This window comes from Sphingopyxis microcysteis, assembly GCF_012274265.1.
GTDB lineage: Bacteria > Pseudomonadota > Alphaproteobacteria > Sphingomonadales > Sphingomonadaceae > Sphingopyxis > Sphingopyxis microcysteis.
The window spans coordinates 1,252,490-1,273,439 of sequence record NZ_JAANYY010000002.1 but is presented as its reverse complement, the minus strand read 5'-3'; the positions used below and the strand labels follow the sequence as shown (position 1 = coordinate 1,273,439).

Here is a 20,950-nt window from a genome sequence, read left to right as displayed (position 1 = left end):
ACGGAGTCAAGCGATGCAAATCACGATCGGCAAATTGGCGGCGGCGGGCGATGTCGGGGTCGAAACGATCCGCTATTACCAGCGCCGCGGGCTGATGGGCACGCCCGCGCGCAGCGGCGGCGACGGCTGGGGCGGCGGGGTGCGCCGCTACGATGCCGATGATGTAAGGCGCCTCAAATTCATCCGTGCGGCACAGGGGGCGGGCTTCACGCTCGATGAAATCGGCGAACTGCTCGCGCTCGAGGCGAGCGGCGACCGCGTCCGGGTCCGCACGCTTGCGCGGCAGCGAATCGAGCTTCTCGATGAAAAGATCGCGCAGATGACCACAACCCGCGCCGCACTCGCACGCCTCGCCGACCAATGCGCGGCGGGCGACAAGGGGCCATGCCCGATCTTGGCGGCGTTCGAGGCTTAGGATTTGTCGGGAAAAGTCGGACAGATGACGGCTTTCGACCGATTGCGGACATAGCCGATCCTCCCCCAACGGGGGAGGGGGACCACCCGAAGGGTGGTGGAGGGGCACAGGAGGTTACCGCAGCGCCGGGCCTAAAGAACTGCGCGTTCCGGGAGCCTCGCGGTAGAGTACGACTTCGGCGGCAAGGCAAACCGATGGTGCCCCTCCACCAGCTTCGCTGGTCCCCCTCCCCGTTCCGGGGAGGATTGCTCCGTCCGCTCCCCACCCCACAGACGACATTCCCGCCAACTTCTGTTACAGATGTTGCGTGCTGTTGGCGCCGGTCGCGGAAAAATCGTGAGGGAGCAGGGCGAGATGATCGAGAGTTTTGGAGCATTGGTCGGCTGGACCCATCATGATGCGGGCGATCGCATCATGCTCCGGCTGGAAAGCGTACAAACCTCCGAAGCAGCCCGGAAGCACGACCCCGATCTGTTTCGCTTCGCGATGACCAAGCAGCAAGCGGCGATCCTCGGCAATTATCTGGTGCGGCTGTCGGGGCAGCCCCCGGTCGTTCCGAAAAAGCGGGGCTGGTTTCGTCGTCGCTTCGGCTGACGGCGACGCATGGCGCGACGCCGCCCTCGAATCAGCTATGCAGGAAGTGCATCACGTCGCCGTCGTGCACCACATAGGCCTTGCCTTCGGCGCGCAGCTTGCCCGCTTCGCGCGCTTTGGCTTCGCCGCCCAGCGTGACATAATCGTCATAGGCGATCGTTTCGGCACGGATGAAGCCTTTCTGGAAATCGCTGTGGATTTCGCCGGCGGCTTCGGGGGCGGTCGCGCCCTGATGGACGGTCCACGCGCGCGCTTCCTGCGGGCCGACGGTGAAGAAGGTGATCAGGTGGAGCAGCTCGTACCCCGCGCGGATGACGCGCGCGAGGCCGGTTTCGGTCAGCCCCATCTCCGACAGAAATTCCATCCGGTCGGCCATGTCCATCGTCACCAGCTCGCTTTCGATCGCCGCTGACACGACGACCGCCTGCGCGCCTTCCGCGGTCGCCTTGGCGAACACTTTTTCGGAGAAGGCATTGCCGTTCGCAGCGCTGCCCTCGTCGACGTTGCAGACATAGAGGACGGGTTTCGAGGTCAGCAGCTGCGCGGTGCGCAGCACGCGGGCTTCCTCGTCGTCCTTGGGCTCGGTCAGCCGCGCGGGCTTGCCTTCGCGCAGCAGCTCGAGCGCCTGGCCCAGCACCGACGCGGCAATCTTGGCTTCCTTGTCGCCCTGCGCGGCCTTCTTGGCAAAGGCGGGAACGCGCTTTTCGAGGCTTTCGAGGTCGGCGAGCAGCAGCTCGGTCTCGACCGTTTCGGCATCGGCGACCGGATCGACCTTGTTTTCGACATGCTGGATGTCGTCATCCTCGAAACAGCGCAGCACATGGACGATCGCGTCGACCTCTCGGATGTTGCCAAGAAACTGATTGCCCAGTCCTTCGCCCTTCGATGCGCCACGGACCAGCCCGGCGATGTCGACGAAGGCAAGCTGCGTCGCGATGATCTTCTTGCTGCTGGCGATCGCCGCCAGCTTTTCCAGCCGGTCGTCGGGGACCGCGACATTGCCGATATTCGGCTCGATCGTGCAAAAGGGATAGTTGGCCGCCTGCGCCGCTGCCGTTTCGGTCAGCGCGTTGAACAGGGTGGACTTGCCGACGTTGGGCAGTCCGACGATGCCGCATTTGAAACCCATAAAAACTCCGTGTGGCCGGCGCGCTGACGATGGGCGCGGCGGGGTTGCAGCGCCCCTAGCGCCAAGTCGCCCGCGACGCCAGCTTTTGCCGCGCCAGATTGTCGTTGCGAACGGTTCAGCCTTGCGGCTTTATCGCGGGCGCCATGACGACAATATCTCGATGGGGCGCTGCCGCGCTGGTGCTGGGGCTTGGGGCGGTTGCCGCCAGCGCTACCCCCAGCCGTTTCGAAGCCGGCGTACTTGCCGAGCTCAATCGCTTTCGCAGCGATCCTGCAGGCTACACCGATGTCCTGCGCGATTATCGCGAGCGCTTCGATGGCCGCCTGTTGCTGGCCGACGACGATGGCGAAATCGACATTATGACCAACGAAGGCGTTGCCGCGGTCGATGAAGCAATCCGCGATCTGCGCCGCGAAAAGCCGCTGCCGCGTTTGCAGCAGAGCGACAAGCTGGCCGCCGCCGCCGCCGATCATGTCGCGGTTCAGTCGCGATCGGGGGCGGTCGGCCACTATACGCGCGGGCGCGGCCCCGGTGAACGGATGAAGGCGCGCGGCGGCGGTCCTTACGTCAATGAAGTCATCACCTATGGTCACCACAGCCCGGCGGGGGTGGTCCAGCAATTGCTGATCGACGACGGGGTGCCCGGCCGCGGGCATCGCCACAGCCTGCTGCGCGCGACGCACCGTTATGCCGGGGTCGCCTGCGGGACTCATCGGGTGCATCGCACCATGTGCGTGACCCTGATGTCGCAGACGCCCGACGGATCGCCGCCGCCTCCACCCAAGCGTACGCCCTAGTGCAAGGCCCGCCTGCCCGCGAAGGACAGACGGGCCCAGGCGTTTATGCGCCGACCGGCTGGTTATCGGTGCGGCGCACGACGATCGTCGACGACCGCGGTTGCTGGCCCGCCACCGGCCAGTTGCCCGTCGGATGCTGGATGTTGACGAAGAAGGTGCGCAGGTCCGGCGTGTAGGTAAGACCCGTAATTTCGCAGCCCAGCGGGCCGACGAGGAAGCGTTTCGACAGCTTCGTTACCTGATCGACATGGAACATCGCATTGTGCCCGAACGCCTGATCGATCGTGCGGCCCGCGACCCCTGAATTGCCCGGCACGCTATGGTCGGTCTGCACCCAAAGCCGTCCCTGCGGATCGATGGCGATGCCGTCAGGGCTGGAGAAGGTGTCACCGTTGATGTTGCCGGTCAGGTTGCTGCCCCCCGCCGCCAGCGACGGATCGCCCGCGAGCAGGAAGATTTCCCAGCGGAAGCTTGTCGCCAGCGGCGAATTGCCCTGTTCGCTGAACTTGATGATATGGCCGTGCAGGTTCGACGTGCGCGGGTTCATCGGGTTGGTGACGCGGCGGCCGCTGTTGTTGGTCAGCGTCACGAACACCGCGCTGTTGTCGGGCGCGACGGTGATCCATTCGGGGCGGTCCATCACGGTACCGCCCGCGACGCGCGCCGCCGATTTGCAGTTGATCAGCACGTCAGCCTGGCTGTTGAAATTGACCGTCGTCGGCGCGGGCGGGGTGGTGCTCTGGCTGGTGTTGCCGGGATCGGACGCGCCCGCGGTCAGCCCGTTCTGCCCCACCACCAGCGCGCGCCATTCGCCGGTGCCATCGCCGTTGAAGCGCGCGACATAGAGCGTGCCTGTATCGAGCAGGTCGGTGTTCGCGGCGCGGTTCGTCGCGCTATAAGCGCGATCTGGAACGAATTTATAGATGCACCCCGGGGTGGAATCGTCGCCCATGTAAAAGGCGGTGCGGCGGTCGCTGTTTTCCAGGAATGCGACATTTTCATGGTCGAAGCGGCCCATTGCGGTGCGCTTGGTCGGTTCCGCAAGCTCGCGGCGCGGGTCGATTTCGATCACCCAGCCATAGCCGTTGGCGGGCTGCGTCGGGTCGAGATAATTGTCGGTCGTTTCCTCGCAGGTCAGGTACGTTCCCCACGGCGTGCGCCCACTCGCGCAATTGTTGAGCATGCCCTTGACCGGACCGGCGACGACGCCCGCGGCGGGGCCGCCGACGCGGTAGCTGCTATTGCCGGTATAGCGGCGGTTATAGGTCGATCCCGACTGCACGGCCCAGCGACCGTCGCTGCCCTTGGCGATCTCGACGACGCTGATCCCGACCGCCGACAGCGCGATCGCCTTCTGGTCGGCGGTCGCGGTCGCGGCATTGTAACTGCCCGACATCAGGATGTTGAAATCGGGATATTCATGGTTGATCGCCAGCAGGCCGCGGTTGTTGGCATCGACCCCCGGAAAGGCGAAATATTCCATCCCGTCATGATTGCCGCCGGCCCATTTCTCGGCGACAGCCGGGGTCGGGAAGCTGCCGGTGTAGGGGGCGCCGCTTTCGACCGAATCGCCGGCCTTCAGCAGCACGTCGACGGTGTAACCCGCGGGGACGGTGACCGCGTCATTCTGGTTCGCGGCGACCGCTGCAAAGGTGACGGCATAGCTGACCGGCGGCGGGGTCGGGGTCGGCGTCGGGCTCGGCCCGGCGGTGGGGGGCAGGGTGACCACCGGATCGCCGCTGGTGCCGCCGCACGCTGCTAACGCGGTAGTGGAGAGCATCGAGAGCCCGAACAGGCCGTTGCGGAGCAAGGTGCGGCGCGTCGGGTTGGCGGCGACGATCGCCTCCAGGCTGCCCGGTGCGTGATCGTTGATGGTCTCGCTGCGATAAGGCGCGCGGGCGTCGTCGGTAAGATATGACATGCAGTCCCCCTGTTTTCGGTTGAGCCCCGGACTGGTTGGTCCGACTTTGGGTGGCGCACCGATGGCAGCGGGAGGTGTCAGCTAAATGGCTTCACCAAGTCAGAAAGGCAGGATTTGCATGACACTCTGGTGACATGGCAGGGTTCAGTCGTGCACCGCCTTGACCAGCGGCCCCAGCGCCCCGCCGCCCAGCCATGCCAGCTGAACTTCGGCCGACACGCGATTGATCGCTTCCTGCGGCTTGTTGCCCGGATGGACCGCGCGGCGCAGCGGGCGCTTGCCCGCGGGCATCGCCATGATCTCGGCAATCGCGCGCGGCACGTCGAGCGGATCGGCGCTGCGCCCGCTGCCATCCTCGGTCCCCATCCCCCGGGTGAAGGGCGCATAGGCATCGAGCAGCGCCGCGTCGCTGCGGGCCTTCAGCGCGCCGGTATAGGCGTTGCGATTGACCCACACCTTGGTCGGATAGCCGCCGGGCTGGATCACCGTCACGTCGATGCCGTGCGGGACCAGTTCATAGGCCAGCTGTTCGGACATCGCCTCGACCGCGAACTTCGTCGCCGAATAATGACCGCCGCCGGGAACGATGACGCGCCCGAGCTGCGACGAGATGTTGAAGATCTGCCCGCTTTTCGCGGCGCGCATCTGGGGCAGCAACGCCAGCTGCATGCGCTGGATGCCAAGGACATTGGTGTCGAAGATCAGCTGCGTCGCGGCCATATCCTGTACTTCGACCGGCCCGGTGATGCCGATCCCGGCATTGTTGATCAGCGTGTCGATGCGTCCGCCCGCGATTTTCAGCGCCTCGGCGGTCCCCGCGGCGACCGACGCATCGCTGGTCACGTCGATCTCGACGATATGCAGGTCGAGCTTGTCCTTCGCGGCCTCGGCGGCGAGCGTTTCCGCCTCGGGCCGCGGCAGTCCGCGCATCGTCGCGATGACCTTGGCGCCCAGCTTGGCATAATAAAGCGCACCCACGCGGCCGAACCCGCTCGAAGCGCCGGTGATCAGGATCGTGCGACCTTTCAGCGAAGGCGCCGCGGTCGGGGTCGCGGCATGCAGCAGCGCGGGGGCGGTGGCGGTAAGCGCTGCGGCACCGGCGATGAGTTGGCGGCGGTTGGGAAGAATTGGATCGGGCATCGGACTCTCCTTTGGAGCGCCATCATGCCTCAGTTGGTGCGCCGCGCCAAATTTCTGCGTTGGGGTGGGAAGCTGCCGTTCCACTATACCGTCGCCCCCGCGGAGGCGGGGGGCGCTAGCCGTCTATTCCTGCAGGGCTGCGTAAACCGACAGCGGCCCCCGCCTTCGCGGGGCGACGGGGACTTCCGGTCGGTTCCAGCGCCCCCCTTCATCCCTGCAAGCGCAAGGCAAGGTCGCTGGCGAAGCGCACATCGTCGCCCTCGGCGAGCCATTTTGCCTCCGCGGCAATCGCGCCGAGCAGGTCGATCAGCGGCTCCATCTCGCTCTTGTGATAATTGCCCAGCACATGGCCGGTCACGCGGTCCTTGTGCCCCGGATGGCCGATGCCGATGCGGATGCGGCGGAAATCCTCGCCGATATGCTGGATTATGCTGCGGATGCCATTGTGGCCCGCTGCGCCACCGCCGCGTTTGACCTTCACCTGCATCGGGGCAAGGTCGAGCTCGTCGTAAAAGACGGTGACGTCCGGCGCGGTCAGCTTGTAGAAATCGAGCGCGGCGCGCACGCTGCGGCCGCTTTCGTTCATGAAAGTGCCGGGTTTGAGCAGCAGGATGCGCTGCGATCCGATGCGGCCTTCCTGAATCCAGCCCTGGAATTTCTTTGCAGGTGCGGCAAAGCCATGAACGTCGGCGATGACGTCGGCGGCCATGAAGCCGACATTGTGGCGGTGCATCGCATATTGAGGCCCTGGATTGCCGAGGCCGACCCAGAGCTGCATCATACTGCCTTTCCCGGGTCCGATGGAAACGCCCCTCCCGTAAGGGGAGGGGCGCATCCGAATGCTTAGGCTTCGCTGCCTTCGGCAGCTTCACCGTCATCCTTCGTCGTGTCGCCGTCGCTGGACTTCAGCGCCGACGGGGCAACGATGGTGGCGATGGTGAAGTCGCGATCGGTGATCGCGCTTTCCACGCCCTTGGGCAGCGTAACGTGGCTGATGTGGATCGAATCGCCAACGTCGAAACCGGTGACGTCGATCGCGATGTCGTCGGGGATCTTGTCCGCGTCACAGACGAGTTCGAGTTCGTGGCGAACGATGTTCAGCACGCCGCCGCGCTTCAGGCCCGGCGAGGCTTCTTCGTTCTGGAACGCGACCGGAACGGCGACCTGGACCTTGGCATCCTTGCTGATGCGCAGGAAGTCGGCGTGGATCGGGCGATCCTTGACCGGATGAAATGCGACGTCCTTGGGCAGCGTGCGGATTTGCTTGCCGCCGACGTCGATCATGACGACCGAGTTCATGAAGTGACCCGTCATCAGCTGCTTCATCAGCAGCTTTTCTTCGACGTGGATCATCAGGGGTTCTTCTTTGCCGCCATAGACAACGGCGGGGACGCGGCCTTTGCGACGCAGTTCACGCGAGGCTCCCTTGCCTCCCCGATCACGCGTCTCGGCCGACAGCACCAGCTGGTCGCTCATCATTTTTCTCCGAAACAGATTACACAGTCCGCCACGCCTCCAGGGATGACCATGGACGGAAGCGGCGGCGCTTAGCGGGGAAGCGCGGGAAATGCAAGCGCAGGAGGGGTAGGGGCTTTCGCAATGGCGGCTAGCGATCAATTGTGGATATGACCGCGCCATGTCATAGTCAATTTCATCTGCGCGGTGGCTGGGAAGTACGATTGGTGAGGAAATCAAAGATTATCGCCTCGGCACTGTTGTTCGCCGCATCAGCGGTCAACGCGGAGGCGCCGCTCCCGCCGCCTCCCCATGACGCTTCTCAAGCCCGCTGCTCAATACAAAGATTTGTAAACGCCGTGAATAGACATGACCTAACGAAAATCTCCACAATACAAATCTTCGCCAACGAGATTGGTCAAGTCTCGACAACCAACGCTCCAGCATTTTTTGCATCTTTCGATGTGGGTACAAAGCTAACCGACCGTGATCCGCTTACAATCAGAAACATAGCGGTCCTGGAAATCGATGTAACATCTCCAATATATCTAGCGACGCTTGAGCGGAAATATTCAGAAAAGAGATATTGGGCTGTGTGGATTTTCCAGTTCGAGAGCGATAACATCATTGTGGCTCGTCGGGCAGATGAGCTTTGGCGGCTTCTTGAGCGAGGGTCATTTGCCTTTGATTCGTGTGCCGCCGACTAATTGGTAACGGCACCTTCGTTGCTGAATTTGCTAAGTTGTGCGAGCGTCAGGTGATGTTCGCGTTCCACCCCCAATATATCCGGGAACTCCGTCGACTCACTGCACCCGCGTCACCGTCATCCCCTCCGCCGCCAGCATCGCCGGGACACCATCCGCTCCCACCAGATGCCCGGTGCCGACCGCCATCAGCACCGTGCCCGGCTGCGCCATCCGACGTTTCACCCAGGCCGCCCAGCGCCGGTTGCGGTCGGTGATAATCGCCTTGCGTGCCGCGGGGACGGTATCGACGTCGGCGTTGATCATCTGTTCAAGCCCATCGACGTCGCCGCTACTCCACGCGGCGGTCAGCGCGCCGATCTTGCCAACCGCCTCGTCCGCGCCGGTGGTGGCGCGGGACAGCAAGGCGCGCTGGGTCGATGCATCGAGATTTTCGAACAGCATCAGCTGGCTCTGCGCCGATTCCAGCCCGCGGATCGGCTTGTTCGCGGCTGCGAAAATTTCGGTCAGTCCCTTTTCGACCCCCGCGGCGGGCGTCAGGTCGGCGGCGCGCGCGGCGCGCTGTCCGATCAGGATCATGATCGCCCAATCGTCGAGTTCTTCGCCGCCGAACGAACCGCCGCTCGCTTCGAGCGCGCGGTAGCGGGCGAGCGCCACGCCGGAAAGCCGCGCTTCGATCGGCAGGGGCGCGGCGCGCGGTGCCAGCGTCTGGAACATGGCGGCCGCCGCTGCCAGTTCGCGCGGCGATAATTCCATGATCAGCTCGTCGGCCGACGCAATCGCTCGCCCGACCGCGCCGTCATCCCAGTCGGTCCCGCGCGGCAGGGCGTGCATCGTGCCGAGCATGTAAATTCGGGTATCGGCATCCGCGACCAGCCACATTGCAGGCTTTGCCTTCGGCGCCGGATCGGGCGAGCCACACCCCGCCAGCAGCAACGGCAAAAGGGCCGCCGCAACGCGGCGACCCCAATGTCGGGACAGAGGCGCGGCAGGGCTCAATATTCGACCCGCGTCGCGGTCAGCCCCTGTGCCTTCAGATAATCCTGCACGCTCTTTTCGCCCGCCAGATGTCCCGCGCCGACCGCGATGAACACGGTGCCCGGCTTGTCCAATCGCGTCTTGATCTGGTCGGCCCAGCGCGCGTTGCGATCATAGAGCAGCGTCTTGGCGAGTTCGGGGGTCGCCGCCATGCTTTCGTTCATCGCGACCGCCAGCCCGTCGGGATCGCCCTTGGTCCACAGCGCGACCATCTTGTCGAGCATCGGCCCCAGCTTATCCATATCTCGGACCACGGTATTCAGGAATGCGACCTGCTGGGCGTCGGGCAGCTGGTCGAAGAAGCCGAGCTGTTCTTCGAGCGTTTCGAGGCCCGATACCGGCTTCGCATCGGCCTTGGCAAATTTGGTGAGCAGCTTTTCGGCCCCCTGTTCGGGGTCGTAGCCAAGCTTGGTCAGCGGCAGCACCGACAGCGTCATCGCCGGAAACCAAGGCTCGAAATTGTCGAACGCATTGGCAGGCAGGCCGACACTGACGATCGCCGCCTGATAAGCCTTGAGCTGGTCGGCGGTCAGGCGCGACGGGATGGTCTTGCCGCTCTGGTCCATCGCCAGCGGCATCATCGTCCTGGCGACCGCATTCTGGTCCTCGGGCATGACGATTTCCAGCATCATCTCGTCCGATTTGTCGAACGCGTCCTTCACCGCTTCGTCGAACCAGCTGAGGCCGGGCTTCAGCACATGGACGGTGCCGAACAGATAGATCGTCGTGTCCTCATCCTTGACCACCCACAGCGCGGGGTCGGCATCGGTCAGCGCGGTCGCGGCGGCGGCAACCGGCGCGGGTTCGGCGGCGATGGCGACATTGCCGCCGGGCAGCACGGCGCATTGCGCGAAGGGGATGACGGCGCAGGTAGCGGCGAGCGTCTTGAACCATTTTTTCACGGGGGAATATCCTTTCATTATTGGCCCTTATGGCCGGATGTGATGGGGAAGGGGAGAGCGAAAAAGGTCAGCGAAACTTGAACCAGAAATAGAATAGTGCATTGGCGGCCAGCGACAGGGCGAACAGCGGCATCGCCTCGACCGGGGGCGCCAGATCGGCGCGCCACAGCACCCACCAGACGGGGCAGGGGAAAACAAAGGCGTAAAAGCCGGCAAGCCCGCCCAGATGATAGGCCCGCCGTTCATGGTCATCGACCGTGCGGTGATAGAGGACCAGCGCGATCGTCAGACCGACCACCCACATCACCGACAGGCCGATCGCAACCGTCGGGGTCATTGCGGCATTGCTGAACAATCCCTCGGGTCCGCTCGTCCCCGATTGCATCACCATGGCCGCGACGAAGCCCAGCGCACACGACAAGGTCAGGCTGACCCAGTACAGGCGCTTGCGCGGCGACCAGTTGCGGAACCAGTCGGCATAACGGCGGACGTAATAGGCCAGTGCCAGGCCGCCGATCAGAATCGCGACGACGGGACCGATCCAGGGTGCCAGCACGGCATCGCCATTTTCGGCTGCTGATTGATTGTAACCGGCAAAGCCGCCCGCCAGCATCGCGGTGCCTAGGCCGATCGCGATCGGCCAGACCATGCTGGGCGCGCGGCGCTTTTGCGGTTCAATGTCCATCATCTTGTCCCTCATGGCCATCGTCGAAAATTTCCTCGATCGGCATCGCGAACAGGCGCGCCAGCTTGAATGCGAGCGGCAGCGACGGATCGTATTTCCCGGTTTCGATCGCGTTGACCGCCTGCCGCGATACGTCGAGCCGGTCGGCCAGTTCGGCCTGGCTCCAGTTCCGCATCGCGCGCAGCACCTTCAACTGGTTGTTCATCGGCAATCCGTCATGCGTCCCTGACCGTATGTCAGGTGTTGTTGACTAAATGATATGATTCGCTGACTGTGTCAACAAGACCTTACATTTGCCGTCGGATGTCGCATTAAGCGGCACTTTCGCCGACATCCGCGCGCCCCTCGCCCTTGACCCTGCGACCCCGCTGCGCCAAGGGCGGCAGCAGTTGTTGCACCTGCGAAAGAGCGGATAGTGGCCGACGCGGCGGAGACGAAACCCTTAAGCTTTCAGGACATGATCCTGACGCTCCACAATTATTGGAGCGCGCGCGGCTGCGCGATCCTGCAGCCTTATGACATGCGCGTCGGGGCAGGGACATTCCACCCCGCGACCACGCTGCGCAGCCTCGGCCCCGAACCGTGGAACGTCGCTTATGTCCAGCCGAGCCGCCGCCCGACCGACGGCCGCTATGGCGAGAACCCGAACCGCCTCCAGCATTATTACCAGTATCAGGTCATCCTGAAGCCGTCGCCCGCCGACCTGCAGGAGCAGTATCTCGGCTCGCTCGCCGCAATCGGCATCGACCCGCTGCTCCACGACATCCGCTTCGTCGAGGACGACTGGGAATCGCCGACGCTCGGCGCGTGGGGGCTGGGCTGGGAAGTCTGGTGCGACGGGATGGAAGTCACCCAGTTCACCTATTTCCAGCAAATGGGCGGCTTCGATTGCAAGCCCGTCGCGGGCGAGCTGACCTACGGGCTCGAACGGCTGGCGATGTATATCCAGAATGTCGACAATGTGTACGATTTGCGCTTTTCCGACGCGGTCGGCGATGTCGCCGCGGTGAGCTATGGCGATGTGTTTCTGGAGAACGAACGCCAGTTCTCGAAATGGAATTTCGAGGTCGCCGATACCGACAGCCTGTTCGCGGGGTTCAAGGCGGCCGAGGCCGAATGCAACCGCGCGATCGAAGCGGGGGTGCCGCTGGCGGCCTATGACCAAGCGATCGAGGCGAGCCACCTCTTCAACCTACTTCAGGCGCGCGGCGTCATCAGCGTGCAGGAACGCGCCAACTATATGGCGCGCGTCCGCGACCTGGCGAAGGGCAGCTGCAAGGCGTGGATCGACAGCCAGTCCGAACGCTGGACCGAAAAATATCCGGGATGGACGCTGTGATGGCCTATCGTTGTTTCGCCGCCTCCTTCTCCGTTCGTGTCGAGCGAAGTCGAGACACGCAGCGGTCTAGCGCCATCCTCCGGGGCATCTCGACTTCGCTCGATGCGAACGGGGTTTGGGGTTCGGAGGATTTGCTGTGACCGACTTTCTTCTCGAACTGCGCAGCGAGGAAATCCCGGCGCGGATGCAGGCCGGTGCGCGCGCCGAACTGGAAAAGCTGTTTCGGGCGCAGATGTCGGCCGCGGGCATCGAGGCGGGCGAACTTACCATCTGGTCGACCCCGCGCCGCCTTACCCTGATCGCGCGCGACCTGCCCGAAGCGACCGCGGCGGTCAGCGAGGAACTCAAGGGCCCGCGCAGCAGCGCGCCGCCGCAGGCGCTCGAAGGTTTCCTGCGCAAGACCGGGCTGACGCAGGACCAGCTCGAGGATCGCGACGGAGTGTATTTCGCGGTGATCGACAAGCCTGGCCGCGCGACCGCCGACGTCCTGGCCGAGGCGATCCCCGCGATCGTCCGCGCCTTCGCCTGGCCCAAGTCGATGCGCTGGGGCAAGGAAAGCGCGAGCAGCGAAAGCCTGCGCTGGGTGCGCCCGCTGTCTGGTATCGTTGCGATCTTCGGCGAAGATCTGATTCAGTGTAAAGTTAGCGGGATTTCTGCGGGTTTCGCGACGCGCGGCCATCGCTTCCACTGCCCGGGCGAGATCACCATCGGATCGGCATCTGATTACGCCGAGAAGCTGCGCGCCTGCCACGTCATCGTCGACCATGAGGAACGACAGGCGATAATCCGCGACGGTGCCGCCAAGGCCGCGGCCGATGCGGGGCTGAGCCTCGTCGAGGACGAGGGGCTGGTGATCGAGAATGCCGGGCTCACCGAATGGCCGGTGCCGCTGCTCGGCCGTTTCGACGAAGCCTTCCTCGAAGTGCCGCCCGAGGTCATCCAGCTCACCGCGCGCGTGAACCAGAAATATTTCGTCGTGAACGGTGCGGGCGGCAAGCTCGCCAACGGCTTCGTCTGCACAGCGAACATCGACGCGAAGGACGGCGGCGCGGAGATCGTCGCGGGCAACCGCAAGGTGCTCGCGGCGCGCCTGTCCGACGCACGCTTCTTCTGGGAACAGGATCAGAAGAAGACACTCGAGCAGCACGCCGAGAAGCTCAAGAACATCACCTTCCACGAAAAGCTCGGCACCGTCGCCGACAAGGTCGAGCGCGTCGCGAAGCTTGCACGGTGGCTGGTCGAAGAGGGGATCGTCGCCCCCGCGAATGCGGGGGCCGCTGGAGGTAGTGCACCGACGACAACGGCCCCCGCCTCCGCGGGGGCGACGGCTGAATTGGCCGACCAAGCCGAACTCGCCGCGCGACTGGCAAAGGCCGATCTCGTTACCGAGATGGTCGGCGAATTCCCCGAACTCCAAGGCCTGATGGGCGGCTACTACGCCCGCGCCGAAGGCCTGCCCGACGCCGTCGCCGACGCGATCCGCGACCATTACAAGCCGGTCGGGCAGGGTGATGACGTGCCGACGGCGCCGGTGACGGTGGCTGTGGCGTTGGCGGATAAGCTGGATACGCTTTTTGGTTTCTTCCGTGAAGATATGTTCCCGACAGGATCGAAGGACCCGTTCGCTCTCAGGCGTGCAGGCATTTCTTCCCTGCGTCTAATTTTGCAAAACGGGCTGAAGCTGTCGACTGACGCTGCTGCGACGCAATGGCTTGGCCAAAGCGATCCGACTGCCCGATTGAGCGAAAAGCAGATCGCCGATCGCAAAATTCTGACAACGATTCCGGACTTCTTGACGGAGCGTTTGGCAGTTCAATTGCGTGAAACTGGCGTGCCGGCAGATGTGGTGCAAGCTTCGCGCGAATGGAACAGTCGAGATGACACTCGGCTTGATCGCACGGAAACTCGCGCTCGCGATTTGCAAGCATTCTTGGCGACCGAAGACGGCACCAATCTGCTGGCGGGCTACAAGCGCGCGGCGAACATCCTGAAGCAGGCGGGCGAGGTGAGCGGCAACGGCGCTGCAACGCCGCCGACCGACGCGGACGCCGCCTTGCTTGCAGCGCTCGACACCGCCGAACCCGCAGCCTCTACCGCCGTCGCCGAGGAGCGTTTCACCGACGCCATGGCTGCGCTTGCGTCGCTTCGCGCCCCGATCGACGCCTTTTTCGACGGCGTGATGGTCAACGACGCCGACGAAGCGGTCCGCGCCTATCGCCTCGGCCTGCTCGCCCGATTTACCGGCGCGGTGCATGGCGTGGCCGATTTTTCGAAGATCGAGGGCTGACGCTGCGGCTATGCGCCGCTTCTTATATCGCGCGAAGTAAATCTGAATCGACGACAGGACTTCTCAACCCTATCCAGCCGCAACCTCCTCCCCGGGGCAGCAGGAGCATATGATGACGAAGATGGTGCATTTGTTCGGCGGCGCGGCCACGACGGCCGAGCGTTCGAAGGAATTGCTGGGTGGCAAGGGGTCGAACCTCGCCGAAATGGCCTCGATCGGCCTGCCGGTGCCCCCGGGCTTTACGATCACCACCGACGTCTGCACCGCATATTACGCCAATGGCGAGCAATATCCGGCGGGCCTCGTCGAGGATGTCGCCGCGGGCATCGCGCATATCGAGGGGATTACCGGCAAGCGCTTCGGCGACGCCGCCGACCCGCTGCTGGTTTCGGTCCGCTCGGGCGCGCGCGTGTCGATGCCTGGGATGATGGACACCGTTCTCAACCTCGGGCTCAACGACCAGACCGTCGTTGGCCTTGCCGAAGCGTCGGGCGATCCGCGCTTTGCGTGGGACAGCTATCGCCGCTTCGTCCAGATGTACGCCGACGTCGTCATGGGGCTCGACCATGCCGAGTTCGAGGAAGCGCTGGAAATCGCAAAGGAAGACAAGGGCTTCTATCTCGATACCGAAATGTCGGCCGAAGACTGGCAGGCGCTGGTCAAGCAATATCAGGCGATCGTCGAGCGCGAGACCGGCGCGCCGTTCCCGCAGGAACCGAGCGACCAGCTGTGGGGCGCGGTCGGCGCGGTGTTCGCGAGCTGGGAAAGCGACCGCGCGAAAGTCTATCGCCGCCTCAATTCGATCCCCGGCGAATGGGGCACCGCGGTCAATGTGCAGGCGATGGTGTTCGGCAATATGGGCGACACCTCGGCAACCGGCGTCGCGTTCACGCGCGATCCGGCGACCGGCGAGCGCGCCTGGTACGGCGAATGGCTGATCAATGCGCAGGGCGAGGACGTCGTCGCGGGCATCCGCACCCCGCAATATCTGACCCGACAAGCGCGCGAAAAGGCCGGTGCCAAGCCGCTGTCGATGGAAGAGGCGATGCCGGAGACGTTCGAGGAGCTCGGCCGCGTCTTCGACACGCTCGAAACCCATTATCGCGACATGCAGGACATTGAGTTCACCGTCGAACGCGGGACGCTGTGGATGTTGCAAACGCGGTCGGGCAAGCGCACCGCGAAGGCGGCGCTGCGCATCGCAGTCGAAATGGCGGCTGAGGGGCTGATTTCGGAAGAGGAAGCCGTCGGCCGCGTCGATCCGGGCGCGCTCGACCAGCTTCTCCACCCGACGCTCGATCCGAAGGCGCCGCGCGACGTGCTGACCAAGGGGCTGCCTGCCAGCCCCGGCGCGGCGTCGGGCAAGATCATGTTCACCGCCGATGATGCGGAAAAGGCGGCGGAAATGGGCGAGGCGGTGATCCTCGTCCGCGTCGAAACTTCGCCCGAGGACATCCACGGCATGCACGCCGCGAAGGGCATTTTGACCGCGCGCGGCGGGATGACGAGCCATGCGGCGGTGGTCGCGCGCGGGATGGGACGTCCGTGCGTCTCGGGCGCGGGCGGGCTGTCGATTGACGGCCATGCGCGCGTGCTGCGCGTCGGCGGGCGCGAACTGCGCGAAGGCGACATCCTCACCCTCGACGGTTCGACCGGCGAGGTGATGGCGGGCGAGGTTCCGACGCTCCTGCCCGAACTCGTCGGCGATTTCGGCACCCTGATGGGGTGGGCCGACAAGGTGCGCCGCATGAAGGTGCGCGCCAACGCCGAAACCCCGGCGGACGCCCAGGTCGCGCGCGATTTCGGTGCCGAGGGCATCGGGCTCTGCCGCACCGAACATATGTTCTTTGACGCCGCGCGGATCACGGCGGTGCGCGAGATGATCCTCGCCGACAGCGAGGAGGGCCGCCGCGCGGCGCTCGCGAAATTGCTCCCCGAACAGCGCGGCGATTTTGCCGCGATCTTCGGCGTGATGGCGGGCCTGCCCGTGACGATTCGCCTGCTCGACCCGCCGCTGCACGAATTCCTGCCGACGCGCGAGGAAGATTTCGCCGATGTCGCCGCTGCAGCGGGGGTGGGGATCGAGGCGCTCAAGGCGCGCGCGAACGAGCTGCACGAGTTCAACCCGATGCTCGGGCATCGCGGTTGTCGTCTGGGTGTCACCTATCCTGAAATCTATGAGATGCAGGCGCGCGCGATCTTCGAGGCGGCGTGTGACGTCGCCGCCGAAACCGGCGCCGCGCCGATCCCCGAGGTGATGATCCCGCTCGTCGCGACGCGCCGCGAATTCGACCTCATGAAGGCGGTCGTCGACGCGCAGGCCAAGGCGGTGTTCGCCGAAAAGGGGCGTGAGATCGCCTATCTCGTCGGGACGATGATCGAACTGCCGCGCGCCGCGCTGATGGCGGGCGAGATCGCCGAGAGCGCCGAATTCTTTTCCTTCGGTACCAACGATCTTACCCAGACGACGATCGGCATCAGCCGCGACGACGCTGGCCGCTTCCTGACGCAATATGTCGACAAGGGCATCTTCCTGACCGACCCGTTCGTCAGCCTTGATGTCGAGGGCGTCGGGCAGCTTATCGAGATCGCGGCCGATCGCGGCCGGGCGACGCGCTCGAACGTCAAGCTCGGCATCTGCGGCGAACATGGCGGCGACGCGCCGAGCATTCATTTCTGCGAAAAAACCGGCCTCGACTATGTCAGCGCCTCGCCTTACCGTGTGCCGATCGCACGTCTGGCGGCAGCGCAGGCGGCGCTGAAGGCGAAATGATCGTCGCCCCCGCGAAGGCGGGGGCGCTATCAACCTTGCGTAACGCTGCCAGCGGCCCCCGCCTTCGCGGGGGCGACGGGGGAACGTGCACATGAAAAGCTGGCACCGCTATTCGATCACCCTGTTAGCCGGGTTGGCGGTGGGGCTCGGCGCAGCCTGGGCGCTCACCAACGGCGGCCTTGGCGACGGCGCGATCAGGAACGGCCCGTGGACGACTTCGCTTGGCTATGGGACCAAGGCGACCGATCCGCTGACGCGCGCGATGGTCGCGCGCTCGGGGCTGCTCGCTCTGCCCGCCAGGGAAACGATCTACTGGATGGCGAAAACCGACGCGAGCGGCGCGCCGCTCGACGGCAATTGTCGCTACAGCCTGTCGGGTACCCCGCTCGATGCGCGGTGGTGGAGCGTGACGGTCTATAACGACACGGGCTATCTGGTCGATAATCCGGCGGGGGTCTGGTCGGTCAACGGCGCCAACGTCGCGCTCGATGCCGATGGCGCGTGGCGCGTCGTCATTTCGCCTGACAAACCCGCCGACGCGGCGTGGTTGCCCGGGGTCAAGGGCGAACCGTTCCAGCTGACCCTGCGCATGTACAATCCCGGGGCGGCGTTTCGTGCCGACCCGGCGAAGGCGGCGCTGCCGAAAATCGTGAAGGAGGGCTGCTGAGATGCGCAACTGGCTCGGTCCGCTCGCCTTTGGCCTTATCCTTACCGCGGTCACCGCATGGGCGGCAATCGGCGCGATCCCCTATGGCCTGATGAACGTCGCGATGGAGCGGCTGGGGCAGGGCGGGATCAACACGATGTCGCACGGCAATCTGGCAACCCCCGCGCGCCAGCCGGTCGTGCGGCCCAGCCCCGATCTTGCTTATTCCAGCTGCCCCTACGATCTGTCGGCGGGACCGCTGGCGATCGACGTCACCCCCGTTCCCGGTCGCTACAGCTCGCTGAGCATCTTTGATGCCGCGACCGATGTCATCTTTGTGCGCAACGATGTCGAAGCACAGGGCAAGCCGTTCCGAATCGTCGTGGCGCGCGATGGGCAGGCGGTGCCGGCGGGCGCCGAAGTGGTCCGTACGACCCATGATCGCGGCATCGCGCTCGTTCGTCTGCTTTTGAAAGATCCCAAGGAAATCGGCGCCCTGAACGCGGTCCGGCGCCAATCGACCTGCGCGACGGTCACAAAGCTGAAATAGGGGGTTGCGCCCCTGCGCCGCGCCCCTTAAAGGCGCCTCTCCACGCACCCGTAGCTCAGCTGGATAGAGCACCAGACTACGAATCTGGGGGTCGGACGTTCGAATCGTTCCGGGTGCGCCATTTCCCACCATCGGCCTTCATCCTGCAGCGGAGCGCGGAAGATTCCGCTGGCCTCGCGCGATGAAAATCGGCAGCAAGACGGTATGGCCGCGCGTCCCGTCCTTGGCATTATCGCCTGCAACCGCACCGTCGGCGTCGAGACGGCGCAGGCGGTGATGAACCGCTATGCGACCGCGGCGATGCAATATGCCGATTGTGCGGCATTGATCATTCCCTCGCTCCCTGATTTCATGCGCGCCGACGAGGTTGTGGGGCGGCTCGACGGGGTGCTGCTGACCGGAACCCCGTCGAATGTCGAACCGGCGCGCTATGGCGATGCGGGGGCGGGCGAGGGGCCGTTCGATCCCGACCGCGACCGGATGATGATCGAGCTGGTCGACGCAGTGATCGCTGCGCAGCGACCGCTGTTCGGAATTTGCCGTGGCTTTCAGGAAATCAATGTCGCGCTGGGCGGGACGCTGCGCCGTGATACGTCGGCGAGCGAGGATTTGCTGGCGCATCACGCGCCCGACGGCGTCAATTTTGACGGCATGTTCGAGCATCGCCACGCAGTCGAGCTGGCCGACGACGGCCTGCTTGCCGCCGCTTACGGCAAGGCGGCGATCGACGTCAATTCGGTCCATTATCAAGGCGTCGGCGAACTCGCGGACGGTTTGCGGGTCGAAGCGCGCGCGCCCGACGGGCTGGTCGAGGCCTATAGCGCGCGCCCGAACGGCGCACCGCTGCTCGCGGTGCAGTGGCACCCCGAATGGGGGACCGACGACAATGCCGAAAGCCAGACCTATTTCCGCCTGCTCGGCCGCGCGCTAAGAGGCGAATTATGAACCGCCGCGTCACCCGTTACGACCGCTATCTTGCGCGGATCAGCTTTTCGCCCTGATCAGAGGCTCCCCTCCCGCCTGCGGGAGGGGTTGGGGTGGGGTGAGCCGCAGGCGAACTTCTGCCCTCTCGCCCTCAGGACGCGCTTCGCGCGTACCCACCCCTAGCCCCTCCCTGCAAGGGAGGGGTATTTCAGGAACAAAAACATGCCCCGCAATCACGACATCGCCGAACTCAAGCGCCTCGACGTCGCGCACCACTTGCCCGCCCAGGCCGATTGGGCCGAGATCGAAAAACTCGGCGGCAGCCGCATCATCACCCATGCCGAGGGTTGCTATATCCACGACGGCGACGGCCACCGCATCCTCGACGGGATGGCGGGGCTGTGGTGCGTCAATGTCGGCTATGGCCGCGAGGAGCTGGTCGAGGCGGCGGCCGCGCAGATGCGCGAGCTGCCGTTCTACAACACCTTCTTCAAGACCGCGACGCCGCCGACGGTGACGCTGGCGGCCAAGATCGCCTCGCTCACGGGCAATCGCTTGCCGCATGTGTTTTTCAACGCGTCGGGCAGCGAAGCCAATGATACCGTCTTCCGCATGGTGCGCCATTATTGGAAACTGAAGGGCGAGCCCAAGCGCACTGTCTTTATCAGCCGCTGGAACGCTTACCACGGCTCGACCGTCGCCGGCGTGTCGCTGGGCGGGATGAAGGCTATGCACGCGCAAGGCGACCTGCCGATCGCCGGGGTCGAACATGTTCGCCAGCCCTATGCCTATGGCGAAGGGCAGGGGATGACCGAGGAGGAATTTTGCGACGCCTGCGTGCAGGCGATCGAGGACAAGATCCTGGAGGTCGGACCCGAAAATTGCGCCGCCTTCATCGGCGAGCCGGTGCAGGGTGCGGGCGGGGTGATCATCCCGCCCAAGGGCTATTGGTCGAAGGTCGAGGCGGTGGCGCGCAAATATGGCCTGCTGATCGTCGCGGACGAGGTCATCTGCGGCTTCGGGCGCACGGGCAAGATGTGGGGGCACGAGACGATGGGCTTCACCCCCGACCTGATGCCGATGGCGAAGGGGCTGTCGTCGGGTTACCTGCCGATTTCGGCGACCGCGGTCGCGGCGCACGTCGTCGAAGTGCTCAAGACGGGCGGCGATTTCGTCCACGGCTTCACCTATTCGGGCCATCCCGTGGCGGCGGCGGTCGCGCTCAGGAATATCGAGATTATCGAGCGCGAGGGGCTGGTCGAGCGGACCGGCAGCGTGACCGGGCCGCATCTGGCCAAGGCGCTGGCGACGTTGAATGATCACCCGCTCGTCGGCGAGGCGCGCTCGATCGGGCTGCTCGGCGCGGTCGAGATTGTCGCCGACAAGGCGACGCGGGCGCGGTTCGGCGGGGCCGAGGGCACCGCGGGGCCGATGGCGCGCGATGCGTGTATTGCGAACGGCTTGATGGTGCGCGGCATCCGCGACAGCCTGGTGATGTGCCCACCGCTGGTGATTTCGACCGAGCAGATCGACGACCTGGTTGCGATTATTCGCAAATCGCTCGATGAGGTGCTGCCTAAGCTGCGGGCGCTCTAGCGCGTTCTCGAGTTCCGTTCGTGTCGAGCGAAGTCGAGACACGCGAAGTCGAGCG

Annotated in this window: 20 protein-coding genes and 1 tRNA gene; 12 read left to right on the top strand and 9 right to left on the bottom strand. The window is 64.8% G+C overall.

The genetic code is table 11. The features are described 5' to 3' along the window. Positions 1–13: 13 nt before the first annotated feature. Both G9408_RS06130 and G9408_RS06125 read left to right on the top strand, forming a co-directional pair. The gene (locus G9408_RS06130; protein ID WP_168453113.1) at positions 14–415 is read left to right on the top strand and encodes a MerR family transcriptional regulator; all 402 of its coding nucleotides are present in this window, start codon (positions 14–16) and stop codon (positions 413–415) included. 354 nt (positions 416–769) lie between these two features. After that, a complete protein-coding gene (locus tag G9408_RS06125) occupies positions 770–1,009 on the top strand; it encodes a hypothetical protein (protein WP_168453112.1) in 240 nt (79 codons plus the stop codon). 31 nt (positions 1,010–1,040) lie between these two features. Here G9408_RS06125 and ychF read toward each other — a convergent pair whose 3' ends face one another. After that, positions 1,041–2,138, bottom strand: a complete 1,098-nt coding sequence (ychF, locus tag G9408_RS06120; protein ID WP_168453111.1) for a redox-regulated ATPase YchF — start codon at positions 2,136–2,138, stop codon at positions 1,041–1,043. 143 nt (positions 2,139–2,281) lie between these two features. Between ychF and G9408_RS06115 the strand changes: the two genes are divergently transcribed. Then, positions 2,282–2,935 carry a CAP domain-containing protein gene (locus G9408_RS06115; protein ID WP_168453110.1) on the top strand — a complete coding sequence of 218 codons (654 nt, stop codon included), beginning with the start codon at positions 2,282–2,284 and terminating at the stop codon, positions 2,933–2,935. A gap of 43 nt (positions 2,936–2,978) precedes the next feature. Here G9408_RS06115 and G9408_RS06110 read toward each other — a convergent pair whose 3' ends face one another. The 4 genes from G9408_RS06110 to G9408_RS06095 form a co-directional block, all read right to left on the bottom strand. Then, positions 2,979–4,856, bottom strand: a complete 1,878-nt coding sequence (locus tag G9408_RS06110; RefSeq protein WP_168453109.1) for a PhoX family protein — start codon at positions 4,854–4,856, stop codon at positions 2,979–2,981. 144 nt (positions 4,857–5,000) lie between these two features. Further along, a complete protein-coding gene (locus G9408_RS06105; protein ID WP_168453108.1) occupies positions 5,001–5,996 on the bottom strand; it encodes an SDR family NAD(P)-dependent oxidoreductase in 996 nt (331 codons plus the stop codon). 208 nt (positions 5,997–6,204) lie between these two features. Continuing rightward, entirely contained in the window at positions 6,205–6,774 is a 570-nt protein-coding gene (gene pth / locus G9408_RS06100) for an aminoacyl-tRNA hydrolase (RefSeq protein ID WP_168453474.1), read from the bottom strand. Between the two features lie 65 nt (positions 6,775–6,839). After that, a complete protein-coding gene (locus tag G9408_RS06095) occupies positions 6,840–7,472 on the bottom strand; it encodes a 50S ribosomal protein L25/general stress protein Ctc (protein WP_168453107.1) in 633 nt (210 codons plus the stop codon). 143 nt (positions 7,473–7,615) lie between these two features. Here G9408_RS06095 and G9408_RS06090 point away from each other — a divergent pair, with 143 nt between their 5' ends. Continuing rightward, entirely contained in the window at positions 7,616–8,158 is a 543-nt protein-coding gene (locus G9408_RS06090) for a hypothetical protein (RefSeq protein WP_168453106.1), read from the top strand. Positions 8,159–8,254: 96 nt separating this feature from the next. Here G9408_RS06090 and G9408_RS06085 read toward each other — a convergent pair whose 3' ends face one another. The 4 genes from G9408_RS06085 to G9408_RS06070 form a co-directional block, all read right to left on the bottom strand. Next, positions 8,255–9,037 carry a TraB/GumN family protein gene (locus G9408_RS06085; protein WP_168453105.1) on the bottom strand — a complete coding sequence of 261 codons (783 nt, stop codon included), beginning with the start codon at positions 9,035–9,037 and terminating at the stop codon, positions 8,255–8,257. 113 nt (positions 9,038–9,150) lie between these two features. Beyond that, complete coding sequence (locus tag G9408_RS06080) at positions 9,151–10,095, bottom strand: TraB/GumN family protein (protein ID WP_168453104.1); 945 nt, start codon at positions 10,093–10,095, stop codon at positions 9,151–9,153. 67 nt (positions 10,096–10,162) lie between these two features. Continuing rightward, positions 10,163–10,783, bottom strand: a complete 621-nt coding sequence (locus G9408_RS06075; RefSeq protein WP_235957481.1) for a hypothetical protein — start codon at positions 10,781–10,783, stop codon at positions 10,163–10,165. Then, on the bottom strand, positions 10,770–10,985 hold the full coding sequence (locus G9408_RS06070) for a helix-turn-helix transcriptional regulator (RefSeq protein ID WP_120216601.1): 216 nt from the start codon (positions 10,983–10,985) through the stop codon (positions 10,770–10,772). The genes G9408_RS06075 and G9408_RS06070 overlap by 14 nt, the downstream gene beginning before the upstream one ends. Positions 10,986–11,237: 252 nt before the next feature. On the opposite strand from G9408_RS06070, the gene G9408_RS06065 reads away from it, so the two are divergent. The 8 genes from G9408_RS06065 (at position 11,238) to G9408_RS06030 (ending at position 20,895) form a co-directional block, all read left to right on the top strand. After that, the gene (locus G9408_RS06065) at positions 11,238–12,119 is read left to right on the top strand and encodes a glycine--tRNA ligase subunit alpha (RefSeq protein ID WP_168453472.1); all 882 of its coding nucleotides are present in this window, start codon (positions 11,238–11,240) and stop codon (positions 12,117–12,119) included. A gap of 136 nt (positions 12,120–12,255) precedes the next feature. After that, a complete protein-coding gene (gene glyS, locus G9408_RS06060) occupies positions 12,256–14,406 on the top strand; it encodes a glycine--tRNA ligase subunit beta (RefSeq protein WP_168453103.1) in 2,151 nt (716 codons plus the stop codon). Between the two features lie 112 nt (positions 14,407–14,518). Then, complete coding sequence (ppdK, locus tag G9408_RS06055; protein ID WP_168453102.1) at positions 14,519–17,179, top strand: pyruvate, phosphate dikinase; 2,661 nt, start codon at positions 14,519–14,521, stop codon at positions 17,177–17,179. Positions 17,180–17,270: 91 nt separating this feature from the next. Beyond that, positions 17,271–17,846, top strand: coding sequence for a DUF1214 domain-containing protein (locus G9408_RS06050; RefSeq protein WP_168453101.1), 576 nt, complete (start codon positions 17,271–17,273; stop codon positions 17,844–17,846). 1 nt (position 17,847) lies between these two features. Continuing rightward, entirely contained in the window at positions 17,848–18,375 is a 528-nt protein-coding gene (locus G9408_RS06045) for a DUF1254 domain-containing protein (RefSeq protein WP_168453100.1), read from the top strand. A 44-nt stretch (positions 18,376–18,419) separates the two neighbouring features. Beyond that, positions 18,420–18,496, top strand: a tRNA-Arg gene (locus tag G9408_RS06040). An 83-nt stretch (positions 18,497–18,579) separates the two neighbouring features. Beyond that, positions 18,580–19,320, top strand: coding sequence for a gamma-glutamyl-gamma-aminobutyrate hydrolase family protein (locus G9408_RS06035; RefSeq protein ID WP_168453099.1), 741 nt, complete (start codon positions 18,580–18,582; stop codon positions 19,318–19,320). 201 nt (positions 19,321–19,521) lie between these two features. Beyond that, positions 19,522–20,895, top strand: a complete 1,374-nt coding sequence (locus tag G9408_RS06030; protein ID WP_168453098.1) for an aspartate aminotransferase family protein — start codon at positions 19,522–19,524, stop codon at positions 20,893–20,895. Positions 20,896–20,950 lie beyond the last annotated feature (55 nt).

Coding starts and splice junctions, on each gene's coding strand:
- G9408_RS06130 (WP_168453113.1), top strand. CDS start 14: ATGCAAATCACGATCGGCAAATTGGCGGCGGCGGGCGATGTCGGGGTC.
- pth (WP_168453474.1), bottom strand. CDS start 6,774: ATGCAGCTCTGGGTCGGCCTCGGCAATCCAGGGCCTCAATATGCGATG.
- G9408_RS06110 (WP_168453109.1), bottom strand. CDS start 4,856: ATGTCATATCTTACCGACGACGCCCGCGCGCCTTATCGCAGCGAGACC.
- G9408_RS06075 (WP_235957481.1), bottom strand. CDS start 10,783: ATGATGGACATTGAACCGCAAAAGCGCCGCGCGCCCAGCATGGTCTGG.
- G9408_RS06095 (WP_168453107.1), bottom strand. CDS start 7,472: ATGAGCGACCAGCTGGTGCTGTCGGCCGAGACGCGTGATCGGGGAGGC.
- G9408_RS06045 (WP_168453100.1), top strand. CDS start 17,848: ATGCGCAACTGGCTCGGTCCGCTCGCCTTTGGCCTTATCCTTACCGCG.
- G9408_RS06035 (WP_168453099.1), top strand. CDS start 18,580: ATGGCCGCGCGTCCCGTCCTTGGCATTATCGCCTGCAACCGCACCGTC.
- ppdK (WP_168453102.1), top strand. CDS start 14,519: ATGACGAAGATGGTGCATTTGTTCGGCGGCGCGGCCACGACGGCCGAG.
- ychF (WP_168453111.1), bottom strand. CDS start 2,138: ATGGGTTTCAAATGCGGCATCGTCGGACTGCCCAACGTCGGCAAGTCC.
- G9408_RS06070 (WP_120216601.1), bottom strand. CDS start 10,985: ATGAACAACCAGTTGAAGGTGCTGCGCGCGATGCGGAACTGGAGCCAG.
- G9408_RS06105 (WP_168453108.1), bottom strand. CDS start 5,996: ATGCCCGATCCAATTCTTCCCAACCGCCGCCAACTCATCGCCGGTGCC.
- G9408_RS06085 (WP_168453105.1), bottom strand. CDS start 9,037: ATGTGGCTGGTCGCGGATGCCGATACCCGAATTTACATGCTCGGCACG.
- G9408_RS06125 (WP_168453112.1), top strand. CDS start 770: ATGATCGAGAGTTTTGGAGCATTGGTCGGCTGGACCCATCATGATGCG.
- G9408_RS06050 (WP_168453101.1), top strand. CDS start 17,271: ATGAAAAGCTGGCACCGCTATTCGATCACCCTGTTAGCCGGGTTGGCG.
- G9408_RS06030 (WP_168453098.1), top strand. CDS start 19,522: ATGCCCCGCAATCACGACATCGCCGAACTCAAGCGCCTCGACGTCGCG.
- G9408_RS06115 (WP_168453110.1), top strand. CDS start 2,282: ATGACGACAATATCTCGATGGGGCGCTGCCGCGCTGGTGCTGGGGCTT.
- G9408_RS06065 (WP_168453472.1), top strand. CDS start 11,238: ATGATCCTGACGCTCCACAATTATTGGAGCGCGCGCGGCTGCGCGATC.